Raw genomic sequence first — 14,346 nt, forward strand, 5'->3', positions numbered from 1 at the left:
TGGTCAGCCGATGAAGACATTGCGCTGGGCGGCGGAGCGCTCGAACTGCTCCAGCCGCCGCTGCGCCTCGCCCGGTGCCGCGTCGCAGATCGCCTGCAGCAGGACCATCGCCAACGCCATCGGCGCGGCGTGCAGATCGAACACCAGCTGGTCGCCGACCGGGGCGGGCAGCACCAGGTCGGCGTGTTCGGCGGCCGGGCTCAACAGGGAGTCGGTGATCAGCACCACGGCCAGGCCGACGGCGCGCGCCTCGACCAGCGCGTCGACGGCTTCCCGAGGGTAGCGGGGCAGCACGATGGCCAGCAGCGCGGTCGCGCCGGCTTCCCGGGTCTGTTCCAGGCGCTCCGGCAGCAGGCTGCCGCCGCTGTCCAGCACCCGTACGTCCGGGCGGACCTTGGCGGCGAAGAACCCGAAGTAGGTGGCCAGTGGGGCGGCGGCCCGCAGCCCCAGTACCGGCAGCGGGGTGCTGCCGGCCAGCAGGGTGCCGGCGGCGGTGAGCCGGTCCCGATCGCCGAGCTGGTCGGCGAGCATGCTCAGATGCCGGGCCTCGGCGCGGACCGCGCGCTGCATCTCGTTGTCGGCGGCGTAGGCCCGCCGCCCGCCGCGCCGGGACTCGCCGCGCGGTACGGGCAGGCCGGCAGCGCCGCCGGGCTGGCCGGTGCCTGGTGGGTTGACGGCGAACTCGCGTAGTCGGCGGCGCAGCGCCGGGTAGCCGTCGTAGCCGAGCGCCATCGCGAACCGGGTGACCGACGGCTGACTGACCCGGGCCAGCTCGGCGACCTCGGCGGCGGACAGGAACGCGGCGGATCCGGCGTGCTGCACCAGGCTGTGCGCGATCCGACGTTGGGTGGGGGTGAGGCGGACCCCGGTGAACAGGTCGAGCACCCGTTCGGCCGAAGCGGCCGGGACGACCTCGCTGTCATTCACCCTGACACTGTATGCAATATTTCATTCAGCCGGCAACGGTGGCCGCGCCGGCACCGGCGGCGGCTGTGGTAGAACCAGCGCGTGGAACGCCTGTCGCCGTGTCGCAACCCGGTCCGCACCCGGCCGCCGTCGTGACCGGCGTCCGGGTCGCCGCCCTCCACACGTACCCGGTCAAGGGGTGTCGCCGGCTCGACCACGACGACGCCCGGGTCGAGCCCTGGGGCCTGGCCGGGGACCGACGCTGGATGATCATCGACCCGGACGGGGTCGGCATCACCCAGCGGGAGGCTCCGGCCCTGGTCCACATCCACCCCCGGCCCGTCGCCGGTGGACTCATCCTGCACACCGGCCGGCCGACGCCGGACGTTCCCCCGCCGGTCGCGCCCAGACTGGATGTCCGCGCGCCGGTCGCCGGCCCGCCGGTGCAGGTCCGTGTCTTCCGGGCCAAGACCCCGGTGCCGGCCCGGCTCGCTGCGGCCGCCGCACACGACTGGATCAGTACGCTCATCGGCAGGCCGGCCCGACTGGCCTGGCTGGCCGACCCGGCGGTACGGGCGGTCGACCCCGACCACGGCCGCTCCGGCGACGTGGTCAGCTTCGCCGACGGCTATCCGGTGCTGCTGACCAACGCGGCCTCCCTCGACGCGGTCAACGACTGGCTCGTCGAGTCGGGCGACCCGGCCGCGCCGTTGCCGATGCACCGGTTCCGCCCCAACGTGGTGATTAGTGGAGCGCCGGCCTGGGCCGAGGACGGCTGGCTGGGGCGTCGGATCCGGATCGGCGACGTCACCTTCCGGGTGGCCAAGACCTGCACCCGCTGCGTCGTGACCACCACCGACCAGGACACCGGCGAACGCGGCCAGCAGCCGCTGCGGATCCTCGCCCGACACCATCGTGGCCCGAAGGGTGTCCTGTTCGGGATGAACCTCATCCCGGACGGCACCGGGCGGATCACCGTCGGCGACAACGTGGTGGTTGCGGCCGGTCCCGACTCTTAGGTCTCACTTAGGACCGTTGCCCGGGTACGTCGCAGTACGGCAGCATCGCTGGACGTGACCGACGACGGACCCGCCTTCCATGCCCGCCGGCCTTTCCCGGCCGGCCGGACCCGCTGGCTGGCCGGCGGCGCGTCGGCGGCCGGGGCCGGCCTGCTCGGCCTGCTGCTGGCTGCCCAGGTCGGTGCCAGCCCGGCCTGCGCGGCACCACCCGCCGGCGGCGGCACCAACCAGGGCAAGGCCACTTTCTACGACGCGCAGGCGCAGGGTGGCAACTGTTCGTTCGACAGTGCGCCGGCCGACCGGATGTACGTCGCGCTCGGCCCGGACGAGTACGCCGACGCCGCCGCGTGCGGCGGGTACCTCGATGTCACCGGTCCCCGCGGCACCGTCCGCGTCGTCGTCATGGACCAGTGCCCGGAGTGCGCCGCCGGCCACCTCGACCTGTCCCGGGAGGCGTTCGCCCGGATCGCCGACCCGGTGCGGGGCATCGTCGACGTCAGCTACCGGGCGGTGGTCGACCCGCCGACCGGGCCGCTCGCAGTGCGGGTCAAGGAGGGCGCGTCGCAGTGGTGGTTCGCGGTACGGGTCACTGACCACGGCAACCCGCTCGCGACGGTCGAGGCCCGAACCGTATCGGGGTGGCGCGGACTTGTCCGGCACGACTACAACTACTGGCTCGCCGACGACGGACTCGGCCCCGGCCCGTACTCCCTGCGGGTCACCGACGTGTACGGCAACCGGGCGACCGTGCCGGGGGTCCAGCTGGCCCCGGGGCGGACCCAGCGGACCGACGTGCGGCTGTACGGCAGCGGATCGGGTTCCAGCTCCGGCTCCCGGTCGGCCGGGTCGTCCTCGGCCGCCGACGGCTCCGGTGACCGGCCGCCGCCGGCGCAGGCCACGGCGGCCGCCGAACCACCGTCGCCAGGTCCAACGCCCACCGGGTCGGCCTCGCCGGGTCCGTCGCCAACCGCCGGTGCAGCGGGTCTCGGCGCGGCCGCCAGCCCGTCGACGGTGCCGGCCGCGGCTGCTGCCGAGCCGCCGTCAGTCTGCGGCTGACCGATCCCCCCGTCAGCCTGTCACCGGCCTGCTGGCTGATGCGCCGCTCAGTTCCCGCCACATGATGATCTCGTCCCGGTCGTCGCCGTCGGCCACCCGCAGCGCGCCCGGCAGCCGGCCCACCTCCCGGTAGCCGCACCGCTGGTAGAACGCGGGCAGCCCGTGCCCGTCGCGGATGGTGACCTGCAGCGCGGAGAGCCCCATCGACCGGCCGACCCGCTCCGCCTCGGCCATCAGAGCCAGCCCGTAGCCGCGCCCTTGCCGGTCAGGCGTGACCACCACCCGCTTGAGTACCCGCCAGTGTTCCTTGAGGTCGAACCGGTTGCTGGTGACGAAGACGAACGCGGCCAGCCCGGCATCGTCGTGGCCGACGAGCAGCCGGTCGATGCCGGCGGCGACCCCGGCGAACGCCGCCTCGGCGGTCGGGCGTACGTCGGCGACGGTCACCGGGGCGACGAAGCCGACCGCGCCACCGGCGTTGGTCGCGTCCGCCCAGACCGCGATGATCCGCTCGCGCAGCTCGTCGTCGAGCGGCGGATCAAGGACGAAGCCCAGCCGTACGTGGAGTGGGTGCATCATTGCGGTGTGTCGACTCCGGGTGGCCTGGGTGACAGGCGTTGTGTAGGGCCGGCGGGACTTGAACCCACACTGGTGCGATCCTAAGTCGCATGCCTCTGCCAATTGGGCTACGGCCCCGAGCGCTCCTAGGTTACGTGCCGAGGACAGGTTAGCCGAATCCCGGTCGGCCGGAGCCGGAGCCGGCGGCGGCTGCCGCGTCAGTCGAGGCCGAGGTCGCGGCGGAGCTTGGCGACGTGGCCGGTGGCCTTGACGTTGTACAGCGCTTTGGTGATCCGCCCCTCGGCGTCGATCACGAAGGTCGACCGGATCACCCCGGTGACCGTCCTGCCGTACAACTGCTTCTCGCCGTAGGCGCCGTACGCGGTGAGCACGGCCTTGTCCGGGTCGGACAGCAGCGGGAAGGTGAGCCCGTCCCGCTCGCGGAACTTGGCGAGTTTCTCCGGTTTGTCGGGAGAGATACCGACCACCTCGTAGCCGGCGGCCTGCAGCCCGGCGAGCGAGTCGCGGAAATCACATGCCTGCTTGGTGCAGCCCGGGGTCATCGCCGACGGGTACGCGTACAGCACCACGTTGCGCCCGCGGAGCTCCTTGAGGGACAACTGGTCGCCGCTGTCGGTCCGTAAGGTGAATTCCGGGGCGGAATCGCCCGGCGCGAGGCGGACCGGCCCGTCGGTGGCAGCTGAGGTCATGGCGGGAGCCTACTCCCGCCGCTACCGGTCGGGTTGGGCCGCCAACCGTGATCAGTTGCATCCTCTATGCAAGAGCAGCGATGGCGAAATAGGCTGGCCGCGCCACCAACGGACTGCCCAGCCGGGAGGAACCACGTGGACCCCCTCGCACTCCACATCCAGAACGGGGTGCTCAACGGCCCCGTAGCGATCAGCTGCGCCGTCCTTGCCGCCGTGGCCTTCGGGTACTGCGTCGTCCGCGGCCGTCGGGACCTCGACGACCGGCTCGCCCCGATGGCCGGCCTGGTCGCCGCGTTCATCTTCGCCGTCCAGATGCTCAACTTCCCGGTGCTGCCCGGAGTCAGCGGGCACCTGCTCGGCGGCGCGCTGGCCGCGCTGCTGGTCGGCCCATGGGTCGGCGCACTCTGCGTCTCGATCGTGCTGATCGTGCAGGCACTGCTGTTCGCCGACGGCGGGGTCACCGCGATCGGCCCGAACGTCACCAACATGGCGCTGGTCGGCACCGCCGCCGCGTACGGACTGATCTTCGTCCTGCTACGGGTGCTGCCACGCACGCCGACCGGGCTGGCGGTCACCGCCTTCGTCGCGTCGGTGGTCAGCGTGGTCGCAGCCGCGTTGAGCTTCGTGCTGCAGTACGCCATCGGCGGCACCACCGCGCTGCAGGACTTCGGCCTCGGCCAGGTGCTGGCCCTGATGACCGGTACCCACGTCCTGATCGGCGTCGGTGAAGGGCTGATCGCCGCGGTCACCGTGCTGACCGTCGCCCGGACCCGGCCCGACCTGGTGTACGCCCTGCGCGGCCTGCGCCGCCCGACCAGCCCGACCCCTGACCCGACCGGCCCGACCACCAGCCATTCCGTTTCCGCCGGAGGTGCCGCATGAAGCGCAACACCGGTTTCATCCTGGCCGGCCTGTTCGTCTCCCTCCTGCTGGCCGGCGTGGTCAGCAACTTCGCCTCCGGCTCGCCCGACGGGCTGGACTCGGCGTCGACCCAGGGCTGCGAACTCGACGGCGAGGAGATCGTCGGCGGCGCCTGCATGGGCTCCGGCGCGCAGGACCACGAGCTGGCCGACAGCCCGTTCGCCGACTACGGCCTGACCGCCGTGGACAACGGTTTCATCGGTACGGCGGTCGCCGGCGTCGTGGGGGTGCTGCTCACCTTCGCGGTCGCCGGTGGGCTGTTCTGGCTGACCCGCAGCCGCCGGCCGGCCGGCGAGGCACTGGCCGCCCGGGCGCCGGCCGGCGGACCGAAGAGCTGACCAGCGGTGGGAGCCGGGCACGCGCAGTTGCTGCACCTGGAGCGGGACAGCCCGGTGCACCGGCTCCCGCCGGAGACGAAGATCGCCGCGATGCTGGCGTTCACCCTGGTGGTGGTGGCCACCCCGCGCGAGCGGCTGTGGGCCTTCGGCGGCTATCTGCTGCTGGTCGTGGCGGTCGCCGTCGTCGCCCGGGTGCCGGCGGGCTGGCTGGCCCGGCGGTCGCTGATCGAGGTCCCGTTCGTGGCCTTCGCGTTCGCGCTACCGCTGCTGGCCGGCGGTGAACGGATCCCGCTCGCCGGTCTGAGCCTGTCCGTCGAGGGCCTCTACGGCGGCTGGAACATCCTGGCCAAGGCCACCCTCGGGGTGCTCGCGTCACTGCTGCTGGCGGCCACCACCACCAGCCGCGAACTGCTGGTCGGGCTGGACCGGCTGCGCTGCCCGTCGATCGTCACCCAGATCGCCACGTTCATGCTGCGCTACGTCAACGTGCTGGTCGACGAGGCCCGACGGATGCGGATCGCCCGGATCTCCCGGGGCGACGACCCGCGCTTCCTCTGGCAGGTACGCGGGTTCGCCGCCGGCGTCGGCGCGTTGTTCCTGCGGGCGTTCGAGCGCGGCGAGCGGGTGTACCTGGCGATGATCTCCCGCGGGTACACCGGTCGGATGCCGGTGGCCTGGCAGGCCACCGGCGGTGCCACGGCCGGCCAGTGGATGCTGGCCGCGTCGGTACCGGTGACGGCCGCTACCATCGCCGCCGTGGCGGTGTTGTCGCGGTGAGCGATCCGGTCGACGCGGGCTCGACGCAGCCGGCCGGCGACGGCGGTCCGATGCCGTCTGTCGGCCCGGTGCCGCCGTCGCTGCGGGTGCGTGACCTGCGGTTCAGCTACCCGGACGGGCATCCGGCGCTGCACGGGGTGGATTTGACCGTGCCCGCCGGGGCCCGGGTGGCGTTGCTGGGGCCCAACGGTGCCGGCAAGACCACGCTGGTGCTGCACCTCAACGGCGTACTTCGGGGCGGGTCCGGTCAGGTCGAGGTCGGTGGGCTGCTGGTGGATCAGCGGCGGGCGACCCTGGCCGAGGTACGCCGCCGGGTCGGCATCGTCTTCCAGGATCCGGACGACCAGCTGTTCCTGCCGAGCGTCGCCGAGGACGTGGCGTTCGGCCCGGCGAACCTGGGGCTGCGCGGTGCCGAGCTGGCGGCGCGGGTCGACGAGGCGCTCGACGCCGTCGGGATGGCGCAGCACCGGGACCGGTCCCCACAGCACCTGTCCTTCGGCCAGCGGCGGCGGGTGGCGGTGGCGACGGTGCTGTCGATGCGTCCGGAGATCCTGGTGCTGGACGAGCCGTCGTCGAACCTCGACCCGGCGGCCCGTCGTGAGCTGGCCGAGGTCCTGCACCGGCTGCCGGTGACGATCCTGATGGTCACCCACGACCTGCCGTACGCGTTGGAGCTGTGCGACCGGTCGGTGATTCTGGACGGCGGCCGGGTGGTGGCGGACGGTCCGACCACAGACCTGCTCGCCGACGCGGAGCTGCTGGCCCGGCACCGGCTGGAGCTACCGTTCGGCTTCGACCCGCTGCTCGCCGCGCGCCAGCTCGCCTCCGTCCGGGCCGGTGCTGCCCGGTCCGTCCCCGGCGGCCCGCCCGACGCTTTCCGGGCCGGTGACGGGCTCCGCGCGCAGGCGTAGCACCGCGCCGAGCGCCACGGCGACCCCGCTGACCAGGACGGCGGCGACCACGATCCGCGGCCACCAGGCCGGTCCGGGCACCGGGGCGATCGCCCGGGTGAACACGGCGGCGTTGGCCGCCCCAACGAAGACCGCCAGGCAGGTGCCGGTCAGGGCGAGGGCCAGCTCGGCACCGGCTCGGCGGCGTGCCGCGTACCCGGCGGCGGCCAGCGCGGCCAGCCCGGTCAGCAGAGCCCAGACCGGGCCGTCGAGCAGCACACTGAGCAGGCCGGCCGGGCCACCGGTGCCGGATTCGACGGCGCGGGCCATCGCATAGCCGACGGCGGCCGCCGCGCCGACGGCGAGCCCGCCGGCGGAGACCAGCTGTGCGGTCCGCGGATCATGGCGGGCGGTAGCCACCAGAGCGACCATCATCAGTACGGCACCGAGCAGCGTGCCGCCCCACCAGTGCAGCGGGTCGGGCGGCGGGATCCAGTCCAGCGTGCCGCGCAGCTCGACCGGGGTGACGCCGTCGCGCAGCGGCACCACCCAGTCGCGTACCCGGTGCACCTGGTCGGGTGCGGCCCGCACCGCGTCCGGCGGCGCGGCGTCCAGCCAGTAGGTCCGTTGGTCGTGCCAGCGGACCACCGGCCGGTCGGCGATCCGTCGCCAGTCCGGCGGCGCGGCCGGGTCGGCGTCGGCCGGCACCGGGGTGTCGCCGGCCAGGGTCTCGCTCTGGTACGCGGTGGGGGAGCGCCGGTTCTGGTAGACCCCGTCCGGTCGGATCTCCAGGTACGGCTCCCCGGCGTAGCCGAGCACCTCGACCGGCCGGCCGCTGTGGTTGGTCAACTCGAGCCGGGCACCGGCCTCGACGACCCGCACGGTGAGCCCGTCGACTGCCGGCACGGTGCCGGTCACCGCCACCCGGTAGTCGGAGGCCGCAGGGGCGTCCGCGCCGTGCGCGGTGGCCGGCGTCGCGGCACCGGTGAGCAGCACCGCCGCCACGCCGACGAACACCGCAAGCCGGCCGGCCAGTCGGGTGGCCCGCACCTGCGCCAGCCGCCGGGTGAACCGCACGTCAGCCGGCCGCGTCGACGGCGGCGGTGATGGCCTGGGCGCTCGATGCGACGGTCTCGCCGTCGACCATCACGGTCGGGGTGCCGCTGACCCCGGCCCGGCCGGCCTGCTCGGTGACGTGGGCCGGCCAGCCGCCGTAGGTGTCGTCCCGGACGCACTGGCCGAAGCTGCCGGTGTCCAGCCCGACCTCACCGCCGACGGTGATCAGCTGCTCCTCGCTGAGCCCGGGGCCGCCCTCGGCCGGCTGCTGCTCGTAGAGCGCGGCGGCGTACTCCTCGAACTGGCCGCCGGCCGCCGCGCAGCCGGACGCCGCCGACGCCCGCGTCGAGTACGCGTCGTCGCTGAGCCGGTCGAGGATCGCGACGGGGTGGTACACCAGGGTGATCCTGCCATCCTCGACGAGCTGGTCCAGGGTCGGGCCGACCTGTTGTTCGAACTGCCGGCAGGCGGGGCAGAGGAAGTCGGCGTAGAGGTCGACGGTGACCGGGCCGTCGCCGATCGGGATGCCGGAGTCGTCGGCGACCGCACCGGGTGGCGCGGTGTACTCGCCGCCGCGCTGGGTCTGGTAGACGGCCCAGCCGATCATGCCGGCGAGAACCAGCGCCACCACGGCCGCCACCGACGTCCAGAGGGCACGCTGGCGCCGCCGCTCCCGGGCCAGCTGGTCGCGGACCACCCGGGCTGCCTTCTTCTGCTCCACTCGTCGGCTCATCGCCGTCACCCGCCGATCTACCTAGAAGATGGCTATCTGTTGCTGTTCAGCCACGAATCCGTCGACAGTGCTGTGCGCGGCCACCACACCAGGAACCCGGCGAGCGTCAGGAACGCAAGGTCGCGGGCGATCTCCGGGCCGTAGGCAGGGGTCTGCCCGGCGGCCAGTTCACCGCCGACGCCGAAGCAGCCGCAGTCGATCCGCAGCCCACGCACCCACGCGGAAGTGATGCCGGCGATGAAGACGACCAGCAGGCCGGCCGAGACGACCGCGCAGAGCCGGGTGGCCAGCCCGATCAGCAGCAGCACGCCGAGCGCCAGTTCGACGAAAGGCAGCGCGGCGCCGATCACCATCGCCAGGTCGTACGGAAAGACCTGGTAGGCGTTGACCGCCCGGCCGGACCCGGCCAGGTCGGTGACCTTCGACCCGCCGGCGACCAACCAGACGGCAGCCAGCCCGAGGCGGACGGCGGCTCCGATCCAGGGTCGTACCCTCATGTCTGTTAGTCGCTGCGCACCCGATGCCGAGTTCCACGGAGGCGGGACATCAAACCGGAAGATCCGATGTCGTACGTCACATCGAGCATCGCGGAACTTCGGCCACCGACCAACCGACCAACCACCAATGAGGGGAGGCCGGGTCGCGTGGACCCAGGTGGACCGGCGAGCATATTGCCCATGACTGCCGCAACGAATAGATGGACGTCGCGCCTCGTGGTCGTCGCCGGCCTGCTGCTGGCGGCACTGCCCGTGGTCCTGCTACCCGCCGCAGCGCCGGCCAGCGCGCACGCCGTCCTGGTCAGCACCAGCCCGGTGACCGACTCGGTACTGCCGAACGCCCCGGCCGAAGTGGTGCTGACCTTCTCCGAATCGGTGCGGCAGGTCCCCGACCGGGTCCGGGTGATCGCCCCGGACGGGCAGCGCGTCGACCAGGGCGAGCCGGTCTTCGACGGCGCGGTGGTCACCGTCTCCGTCGAACAACAGACGTCGCGTGGCACCTACCTGGTCAGCTACCGGGTGATCTCCGCCGACGGACACCCGGTAAGCGGCGGCTTCACCTACTCGGTCGGCGCGCCGTCGGCGGTGCCGACCGACGACGGCGGCGCCGACACCGATCCGCTGGTCAGCGGGCTGCTGCAGGCGGCCAAGTTCGTCGGGTACGCCGGACTGCTGCTGATCGTCGGCCCGGTGCTGGTGCTGAGCATGCTCTGGCCGCGCCGGCTGACCCGCAGCGGGCCGGGCCGCCTGACCTGGGCCGGGCTGGGACTGGTCGCGGCGTCCACCCTGGCCACCATCTGGCTGCAGGCACCGTACGTCACCGGCGGCGGGATCGGCGACGCCGACGGCGCGGCGCTGCGTGACGTCCTCGGCAGCGGGATCGGCGCAGCGCTGCTGGTCCGGCTCGGGGTACTGGCCGCCACGGCGGTGCTGCTGCGGCCCTTCCTGGCCGGCTCGGAAGGCCGCAGCGACCAGATCCTGCTCGGCGTCCTGGCCGTCATCGGGGTGTTCACCTGGCCGTTGGCCGGTCACCCGAGTGCCTCACCGGTACCGGCCGTCTCAGTGGTGGTCGACGCCGTGCACCTCAGCTCGATGGCGGTCTGGCTCGGCGGTCTGGCGATGCTCGCGGTGTTCCTGCTCCGGCAGGCCGAGGAGCGGGAACTCGCCGCGATCCTGCCGATCTGGTCGCGTTGGGCGGCGCTGGCGGTCTGCGCACTGCTGCTCGCCGGTACGGTGCAGGCGCTGATCGAGGTGGGTACCTTCGAGGCGCTGTTCGGCACCACGTACGGCCGGTTGCTGCTGGCCAAGATCGGCCTGTTCGGGCTGGTCCTCGCGGTGGCGGCGTACTCGCGGCAGCTGGTGCGCAACCGCAGCGCCGCCGGACGTCCCGGCCGGATGCGGCAGGCGATCGTCGCCGAACTGGCCGTCACCGCCGTGGTGCTGGCGGTCACCGCGGTGCTGGTGCAGACCACCCCGGCCCGGACCGCCATCGGCGAGGACCTGCGGGCCGACAGCGGCTACTTCTCCACCACGCTGACCAGTGACATCTACTCGCTGCAGGTGGAGGTGGACCCGGCCCGGCGGGGCAACAACTCGGTCCACCTGTACGCCTACACCGAGGACAACCGGCCGCAGCCGGTGATCGAATGGCAGGCCACTGCGGCGTTGCCGGCCAGCGGGGTCGAACCGATCGAGATCCCGCTGCTGCCGCTGACCGACAACCACGCCACCGGTGAGATCAGCCTGCCGGCTGCGGGAGACTGGGAGCTGCGGATCACCGTCCGGATTTCCGACATCGATCAGGCGACCGTCGCCACCACGGTGGAGATCAACTAGAAAGGGCTACTTCATGCTCCGTCACCGACGCACACCGGTCCGCGTTGCGGCGCTCGCCGGTGCGGCCGCCGTCGTCGGCATCCTCGGTCTGGCCGCCCCGGCGGCCGCACACATCACGGTCCACCCGACGCAGGCGCCGTCCGGCGACTACGCCCGCCTCGACTTCCAGGTGCCGAACGAGAGCGACGAACACAGCACGGTCAAGGTCGAAGTGGTGATGCCGGAGGACACGCCGATCGCCTCGGTGTCACTGGCCCGGGTGCCCGGCTGGACCGTCGAGGTGCAGACGGCGCCGGTCGATCCGCCGCTGGAGGTACACGGTGCCCAGGTGACTGAGGCGGTGTCCCGGGTCGTGTGGACAGCCGAGACCGCGGAGGCCAGCGTGCAGCCGGGCGAGTTCCTGGATCTACCAATCCGGATGGGCCCGCTGCCCGACGCCGAACAGCTGGTCTTCAAGTCGCTGCAGACCTACTCCGACGGCACCGTGGTGCGCTGGATCGAGGTGCCGGTGCCCGGCGAGGAGGAGCCGGCCACCCCGGCGAGCGTGCTCACGTTGACCTCGGCTGAGCAGGACAGCCCCGCCGTCGGCGGCGGTCAGGAGCCAGTCGACGACGAGGCACCGGCCGACGACGCCGCGACCGGCAGCGACACCGGCGGCAGCGGTGCCGCGCTCGGGGTGGGGATCGTCGGGCTGCTCGCCGGCCTCGGCGGGCTGGTACTCGGCGGGCTGGCGTTCGCCCGGACCCGCCGCCCGACGCCTGCTCCGGCGGCTGCCCCAGCGGCCGCTACCCGCCCGGAGTCGACGTCGGGTGACGGCGGATCGGCAGACTGACCAGCAGCAGCGCGGCGGCCAGCACGTACAGGTTGCGCAGCACGAAGGTGGCCGGATCGTCGGTCGGCTCCTTCGCATGGCCCCAGTCGATCAGTGACACGACACCGACGACCAGCGCCGCGAAGATGACCGCCGCCAACGCCAGTGCCGCCGACGCCGCCGGTCCGGCGGCCCGGACTCCGCTCCGGGCCGCCGCCGGCTGCGGCCCGGCGGCGACCGGCGGGCGGGCCGGCAGCGCCGCGTCGAGGAGCACGATCAGCGCCGGGACGAACCAGTAGACGTGGTGCGGCCAGGTGATCGGTGCGATCAGCGCGGCCACCAGGCCGGTCAGGGTCAGCCCGGCCAGCTCGTCACCGGCCCGTGCCGCCCGGGCCGCACGCCACAACCCGTAGCCGGCGGCGACGGCCACCAGCACCAGCCAGACCAGCCGGTCCGGCTCGGCCGGAGCGGCCAGCCGGGCGAGCAGCCCCTGCAGCGACTGGTTGCCGGTGTAGTCGCTGCGCCCCACCCGCTCGGTGCTCCACAGCTCGGTGAACCAGAACCGCCACGACTCGGCCGGGGCGACCGCCGCGGCGAGCCCGGTGGCGGCCGCCGCCGCCAGGCAGGACACCAGCGCCGCCTGCCACCGACGGGTGACCAGCAGGTAGACGATGAAGATCCCCGGGAACAGCTTGATCGCCGTCGCCAGGCCGATGCCGACGCCGGCCCAGCGGGACCGCTTCGGTACGGCGAGCAGCAGGTCGGCCAGGATCAGCACGACCAGCAGCATGTTGATCTGCCCGAGGAAGATCGTCTCCCGGGTCGGCTCGATCAGTACCACCAGCGGTACCGCCAAACCGGCCAGCCACCAGCGCGGCAGGCCGCGTCGGCGGGCGATCGGCGTGACCAGCCAGACCGTGGTGACCACCACCGCCAGCAGCGTGCCGACGGTGAACACGGCGGCGGCGGTCCCGGCGCCCACCGCCGCGAACGGGCGCAGCAGCAACGCGGTGAACGGGGGATAGGTGAAGTAGAGCTGGCCCTGCACGATGTCGGGCTGGACGTAGTCGTACAGCGGGTTGCCGTCGGCCCACCAGCGCATCGCGCTGAGGTAGATCTTCAGGTCGTAGAAGTCGTGCCGGTTGCCGTACCAGATCAGGGCGGCGACCACGGCGGCGCTGAGCGCGACGACGACCGCGATCCGGCGCGGCGTACGTGATCTGTCGTCGACGGGGCGCGGCGCGGGGCCGTCCGGGAGGGTGTCGGCGGGCACGCCCGCGAGCCTAGCGGGGGCCGCCGCCGGTGACCTGGTCGGCTGCTGGACGGTGCCGCGTAGGCTGTCCGCGTGGCGGATCTTCTTGTCTGGATCGACTGTGAGATGACCGGGCTCGACCTCGGCAGGGACGCGTTGATAGAGGTGGCCGCGCTGGTCACCGACTCGGACCTCAACGTGCTCGGCGACGGCGTCGATCTGGTGATCCACGCCGATGAGGAGACGTTGGCCGGGATGCCGGACGTGGTGCGGGAGATGCACGCCAAGTCCGGGCTGACCGAGGAGGTGCGGCGCTCGGCGGTCACCCTCGCCGAGGCGCAGGACCGGGTACTTGAGTACGTGACGAGCTTCGTGCAGGAGCCGAAGACCGCGCCGCTGTGCGGCAACTCGATCGCCACCGACCGGGGCTTCCTGGCCCGGGACATGCCGCGACTCGACTCCTACCTGCACTACCGCATGATCGATGTTTCGTCGATCAAGGAGTTGTGCCGGCGCTGGTACCCCCGGGTCTATTTCGGGCAGCCGGCCAAGGGGCTGTCGCACCGGGCGCTGGCGGACATCCGGGAGAGTATCCGGGAGCTGGAGTACTACCGGCGGTCGATCTTCGTGCCGCTGCCCGGCCCGGACGTCGACGCGGCCAAGGCGATCGCCGCCGGCCTCTGACCGTCGCCGAACGACCGGCCGCTGGGTGGCGGCCGGGCCGGCCCGGCGGAACCCGCTCGACGTGATGCCCGCCGGTAGGGCTATCATTGGTCGGCACCCCACGCGGCAGTCTGCCGGGTGTGGTTCTTGGTGGCTGTAGCTCAGCAGGTAGAGCACCGGGTTGTGGTCCCGGGTGTCGAGGGTTCAAGTCCCTTCAGTCACCCCATACCGAAGCGGGGGGGGGGGGGGGGGGGGGGGGGGGGGGGGGGGGGGGGGGGGGGGGGGGGGGGGGGGGGGGGGGGGGGGGGGGGGGGGGGGGGGGG

General features: G+C 73.0%; 15 protein-coding genes, 2 tRNA genes and 1 pseudogene. 10 read left to right on the top strand and 8 right to left on the bottom strand.

Going from position 1 to position 14,346, the window contains the following annotated elements; all coding sequences use genetic code 11:
* Nucleotides 1-3: 3 nt before the first annotated feature.
* On the bottom strand, nt 4-927 hold the full coding sequence (locus ACXAHD_RS15425; protein WP_289212335.1) for a MurR/RpiR family transcriptional regulator: 924 nt from the start codon (nt 925-927) through the stop codon (nt 4-6).
* A 98-nt stretch (nt 928-1,025) separates the two neighbouring features.
* On the opposite strand from ACXAHD_RS15425, the gene ACXAHD_RS15430 reads away from it, so the two are divergent.
* Both ACXAHD_RS15430 and ACXAHD_RS15435 read left to right on the top strand, forming a co-directional pair.
* A complete protein-coding gene (locus ACXAHD_RS15430; RefSeq protein ID WP_281553612.1) occupies nt 1,026-1,925 on the top strand; it encodes an MOSC domain-containing protein in 900 nt (299 codons plus the stop codon).
* 54 nt (nt 1,926-1,979) lie between these two features.
* Nucleotides 1,980-2,981 (top strand): expansin EXLX1 family cellulose-binding protein, encoded by a 1,002-nt coding sequence (locus ACXAHD_RS15435; protein ID WP_475051309.1) that lies wholly within the window; start codon nt 1,980-1,982, stop codon nt 2,979-2,981.
* 12 nt (nt 2,982-2,993) lie between these two features.
* On the opposite strand, the gene ACXAHD_RS15440 is transcribed toward ACXAHD_RS15435, so the two are convergent.
* The 3 genes from ACXAHD_RS15440 to bcp all read right to left on the bottom strand — a co-directional run bounded on the left by ACXAHD_RS15440 (nt 2,994) and on the right by bcp (nt 4,249).
* Nucleotides 2,994-3,560, bottom strand: a complete 567-nt coding sequence (locus tag ACXAHD_RS15440; RefSeq protein WP_281553614.1) for a GNAT family N-acetyltransferase — start codon at nt 3,558-3,560, stop codon at nt 2,994-2,996.
* A gap of 43 nt (nt 3,561-3,603) precedes the next feature.
* Nucleotides 3,604-3,677: transfer RNA gene (locus ACXAHD_RS15445), tRNA-Leu, on the bottom strand.
* 80 nt (nt 3,678-3,757) lie between these two features.
* Entirely contained in the window at nt 3,758-4,249 is a 492-nt protein-coding gene (gene bcp, locus ACXAHD_RS15450; RefSeq protein ID WP_475051313.1) for a thioredoxin-dependent thiol peroxidase, read from the bottom strand.
* A gap of 135 nt (nt 4,250-4,384) precedes the next feature.
* On the opposite strand from bcp, the gene ACXAHD_RS15455 reads away from it, so the two are divergent.
* The 4 genes and pseudogenes from ACXAHD_RS15455 to ACXAHD_RS15470 form a co-directional block, all read left to right on the top strand.
* Nucleotides 4,385-5,131 carry an energy-coupling factor ABC transporter permease gene (locus ACXAHD_RS15455; protein WP_281553616.1) on the top strand — a complete coding sequence of 249 codons (747 nt, stop codon included), beginning with the start codon at nt 4,385-4,387 and terminating at the stop codon, nt 5,129-5,131.
* Entirely contained in the window at nt 5,128-5,508 is a 381-nt protein-coding gene (locus tag ACXAHD_RS15460; RefSeq protein ID WP_281553617.1) for a PDGLE domain-containing protein, read from the top strand. Before ACXAHD_RS15455 ends, ACXAHD_RS15460 begins: the two co-directional genes overlap by 4 nt.
* A 6-nt stretch (nt 5,509-5,514) precedes the next feature.
* Nucleotides 5,515-6,285 carry a cobalt ECF transporter T component CbiQ gene (gene cbiQ, locus ACXAHD_RS15465; RefSeq protein ID WP_281553618.1) on the top strand — a complete coding sequence of 257 codons (771 nt, stop codon included), beginning with the start codon at nt 5,515-5,517 and terminating at the stop codon, nt 6,283-6,285.
* Nucleotides 6,286-6,335: 50 nt separating this feature from the next.
* Nucleotides 6,336-7,085 (top strand): annotated as a pseudogene (locus ACXAHD_RS15470) (energy-coupling factor ABC transporter ATP-binding protein); the annotation flags it as partial.
* Here the strand turns inward: ACXAHD_RS15470 and ACXAHD_RS15475 are convergent.
* The 3 genes from ACXAHD_RS15475 to ACXAHD_RS15485 are packed head-to-tail and all read right to left on the bottom strand — an operon-like array spanning nt 7,065 to nt 9,461.
* Complete coding sequence (locus ACXAHD_RS15475; RefSeq protein WP_475051317.1) at nt 7,065-8,252, bottom strand: hypothetical protein; 1,188 nt, start codon at nt 8,250-8,252, stop codon at nt 7,065-7,067. The pseudogene ACXAHD_RS15470 and the gene ACXAHD_RS15475 sit on opposite strands and share 21 nt — an antisense overlap.
* Nucleotide 8,253: 1 nt before the next feature.
* The gene (locus ACXAHD_RS15480) at nt 8,254-8,964 is read right to left on the bottom strand and encodes a DsbA family protein (protein ID WP_281553619.1); all 711 of its coding nucleotides are present in this window, start codon (nt 8,962-8,964) and stop codon (nt 8,254-8,256) included.
* Between the two features lie 32 nt (nt 8,965-8,996).
* Nucleotides 8,997-9,461, bottom strand: coding sequence for a DoxX family protein (locus ACXAHD_RS15485; RefSeq protein WP_281553620.1), 465 nt, complete (start codon nt 9,459-9,461; stop codon nt 8,997-8,999).
* Between the two features lie 171 nt (nt 9,462-9,632).
* On the opposite strand from ACXAHD_RS15485, the gene ACXAHD_RS15490 reads away from it, so the two are divergent.
* Both ACXAHD_RS15490 and ACXAHD_RS15495 read left to right on the top strand, forming a co-directional pair.
* Nucleotides 9,633-11,297, top strand: a complete 1,665-nt coding sequence (locus tag ACXAHD_RS15490) for a copper resistance CopC/CopD family protein (protein ID WP_475051331.1) — start codon at nt 9,633-9,635, stop codon at nt 11,295-11,297.
* A gap of 13 nt (nt 11,298-11,310) precedes the next feature.
* Entirely contained in the window at nt 11,311-12,129 is an 819-nt protein-coding gene (locus ACXAHD_RS15495; protein ID WP_281553622.1) for a YcnI family copper-binding membrane protein, read from the top strand.
* Here the strand turns inward: ACXAHD_RS15495 and ACXAHD_RS15500 are convergent.
* The gene (locus tag ACXAHD_RS15500) at nt 12,083-13,381 is read right to left on the bottom strand and encodes a glycosyltransferase family 87 protein (protein WP_281553623.1); all 1,299 of its coding nucleotides are present in this window, start codon (nt 13,379-13,381) and stop codon (nt 12,083-12,085) included. The two genes, ACXAHD_RS15495 and ACXAHD_RS15500, sit on opposite strands and share 47 nt — an antisense overlap.
* Nucleotides 13,382-13,453: 72 nt before the next feature.
* Here ACXAHD_RS15500 and orn point away from each other — a divergent pair, with 72 nt between their 5' ends.
* Both orn and ACXAHD_RS15510 read left to right on the top strand, forming a co-directional pair.
* Nucleotides 13,454-14,044, top strand: a complete 591-nt coding sequence (gene orn, locus ACXAHD_RS15505; protein ID WP_281553624.1) for an oligoribonuclease — start codon at nt 13,454-13,456, stop codon at nt 14,042-14,044.
* A 129-nt stretch (nt 14,045-14,173) separates the two neighbouring features.
* Nucleotides 14,174-14,249, top strand: a tRNA-His gene (locus ACXAHD_RS15510).
* Nucleotides 14,250-14,346: the final 97 nt, after the last annotated feature.

It is taken from the genome of Micromonospora sp. ABR4_055, assembly GCF_056160425.1.

Coding starts and splice junctions, on each gene's coding strand:
- ACXAHD_RS15440 (WP_281553614.1), bottom strand. CDS start 3,560: ATGATGCACCCACTCCACGTACGGCTGGGCTTCGTCCTTGATCCGCCG.
- bcp (WP_475051313.1), bottom strand. CDS start 4,249: ATGACCTCAGCTGCCACCGACGGGCCGGTCCGCCTCGCGCCGGGCGAT.
- ACXAHD_RS15460 (WP_281553617.1), top strand. CDS start 5,128: ATGAAGCGCAACACCGGTTTCATCCTGGCCGGCCTGTTCGTCTCCCTC.
- ACXAHD_RS15480 (WP_281553619.1), bottom strand. CDS start 8,964: ATGAGCCGACGAGTGGAGCAGAAGAAGGCAGCCCGGGTGGTCCGCGAC.
- ACXAHD_RS15485 (WP_281553620.1), bottom strand. CDS start 9,461: ATGAGGGTACGACCCTGGATCGGAGCCGCCGTCCGCCTCGGGCTGGCT.
- ACXAHD_RS15495 (WP_281553622.1), top strand. CDS start 11,311: ATGCTCCGTCACCGACGCACACCGGTCCGCGTTGCGGCGCTCGCCGGT.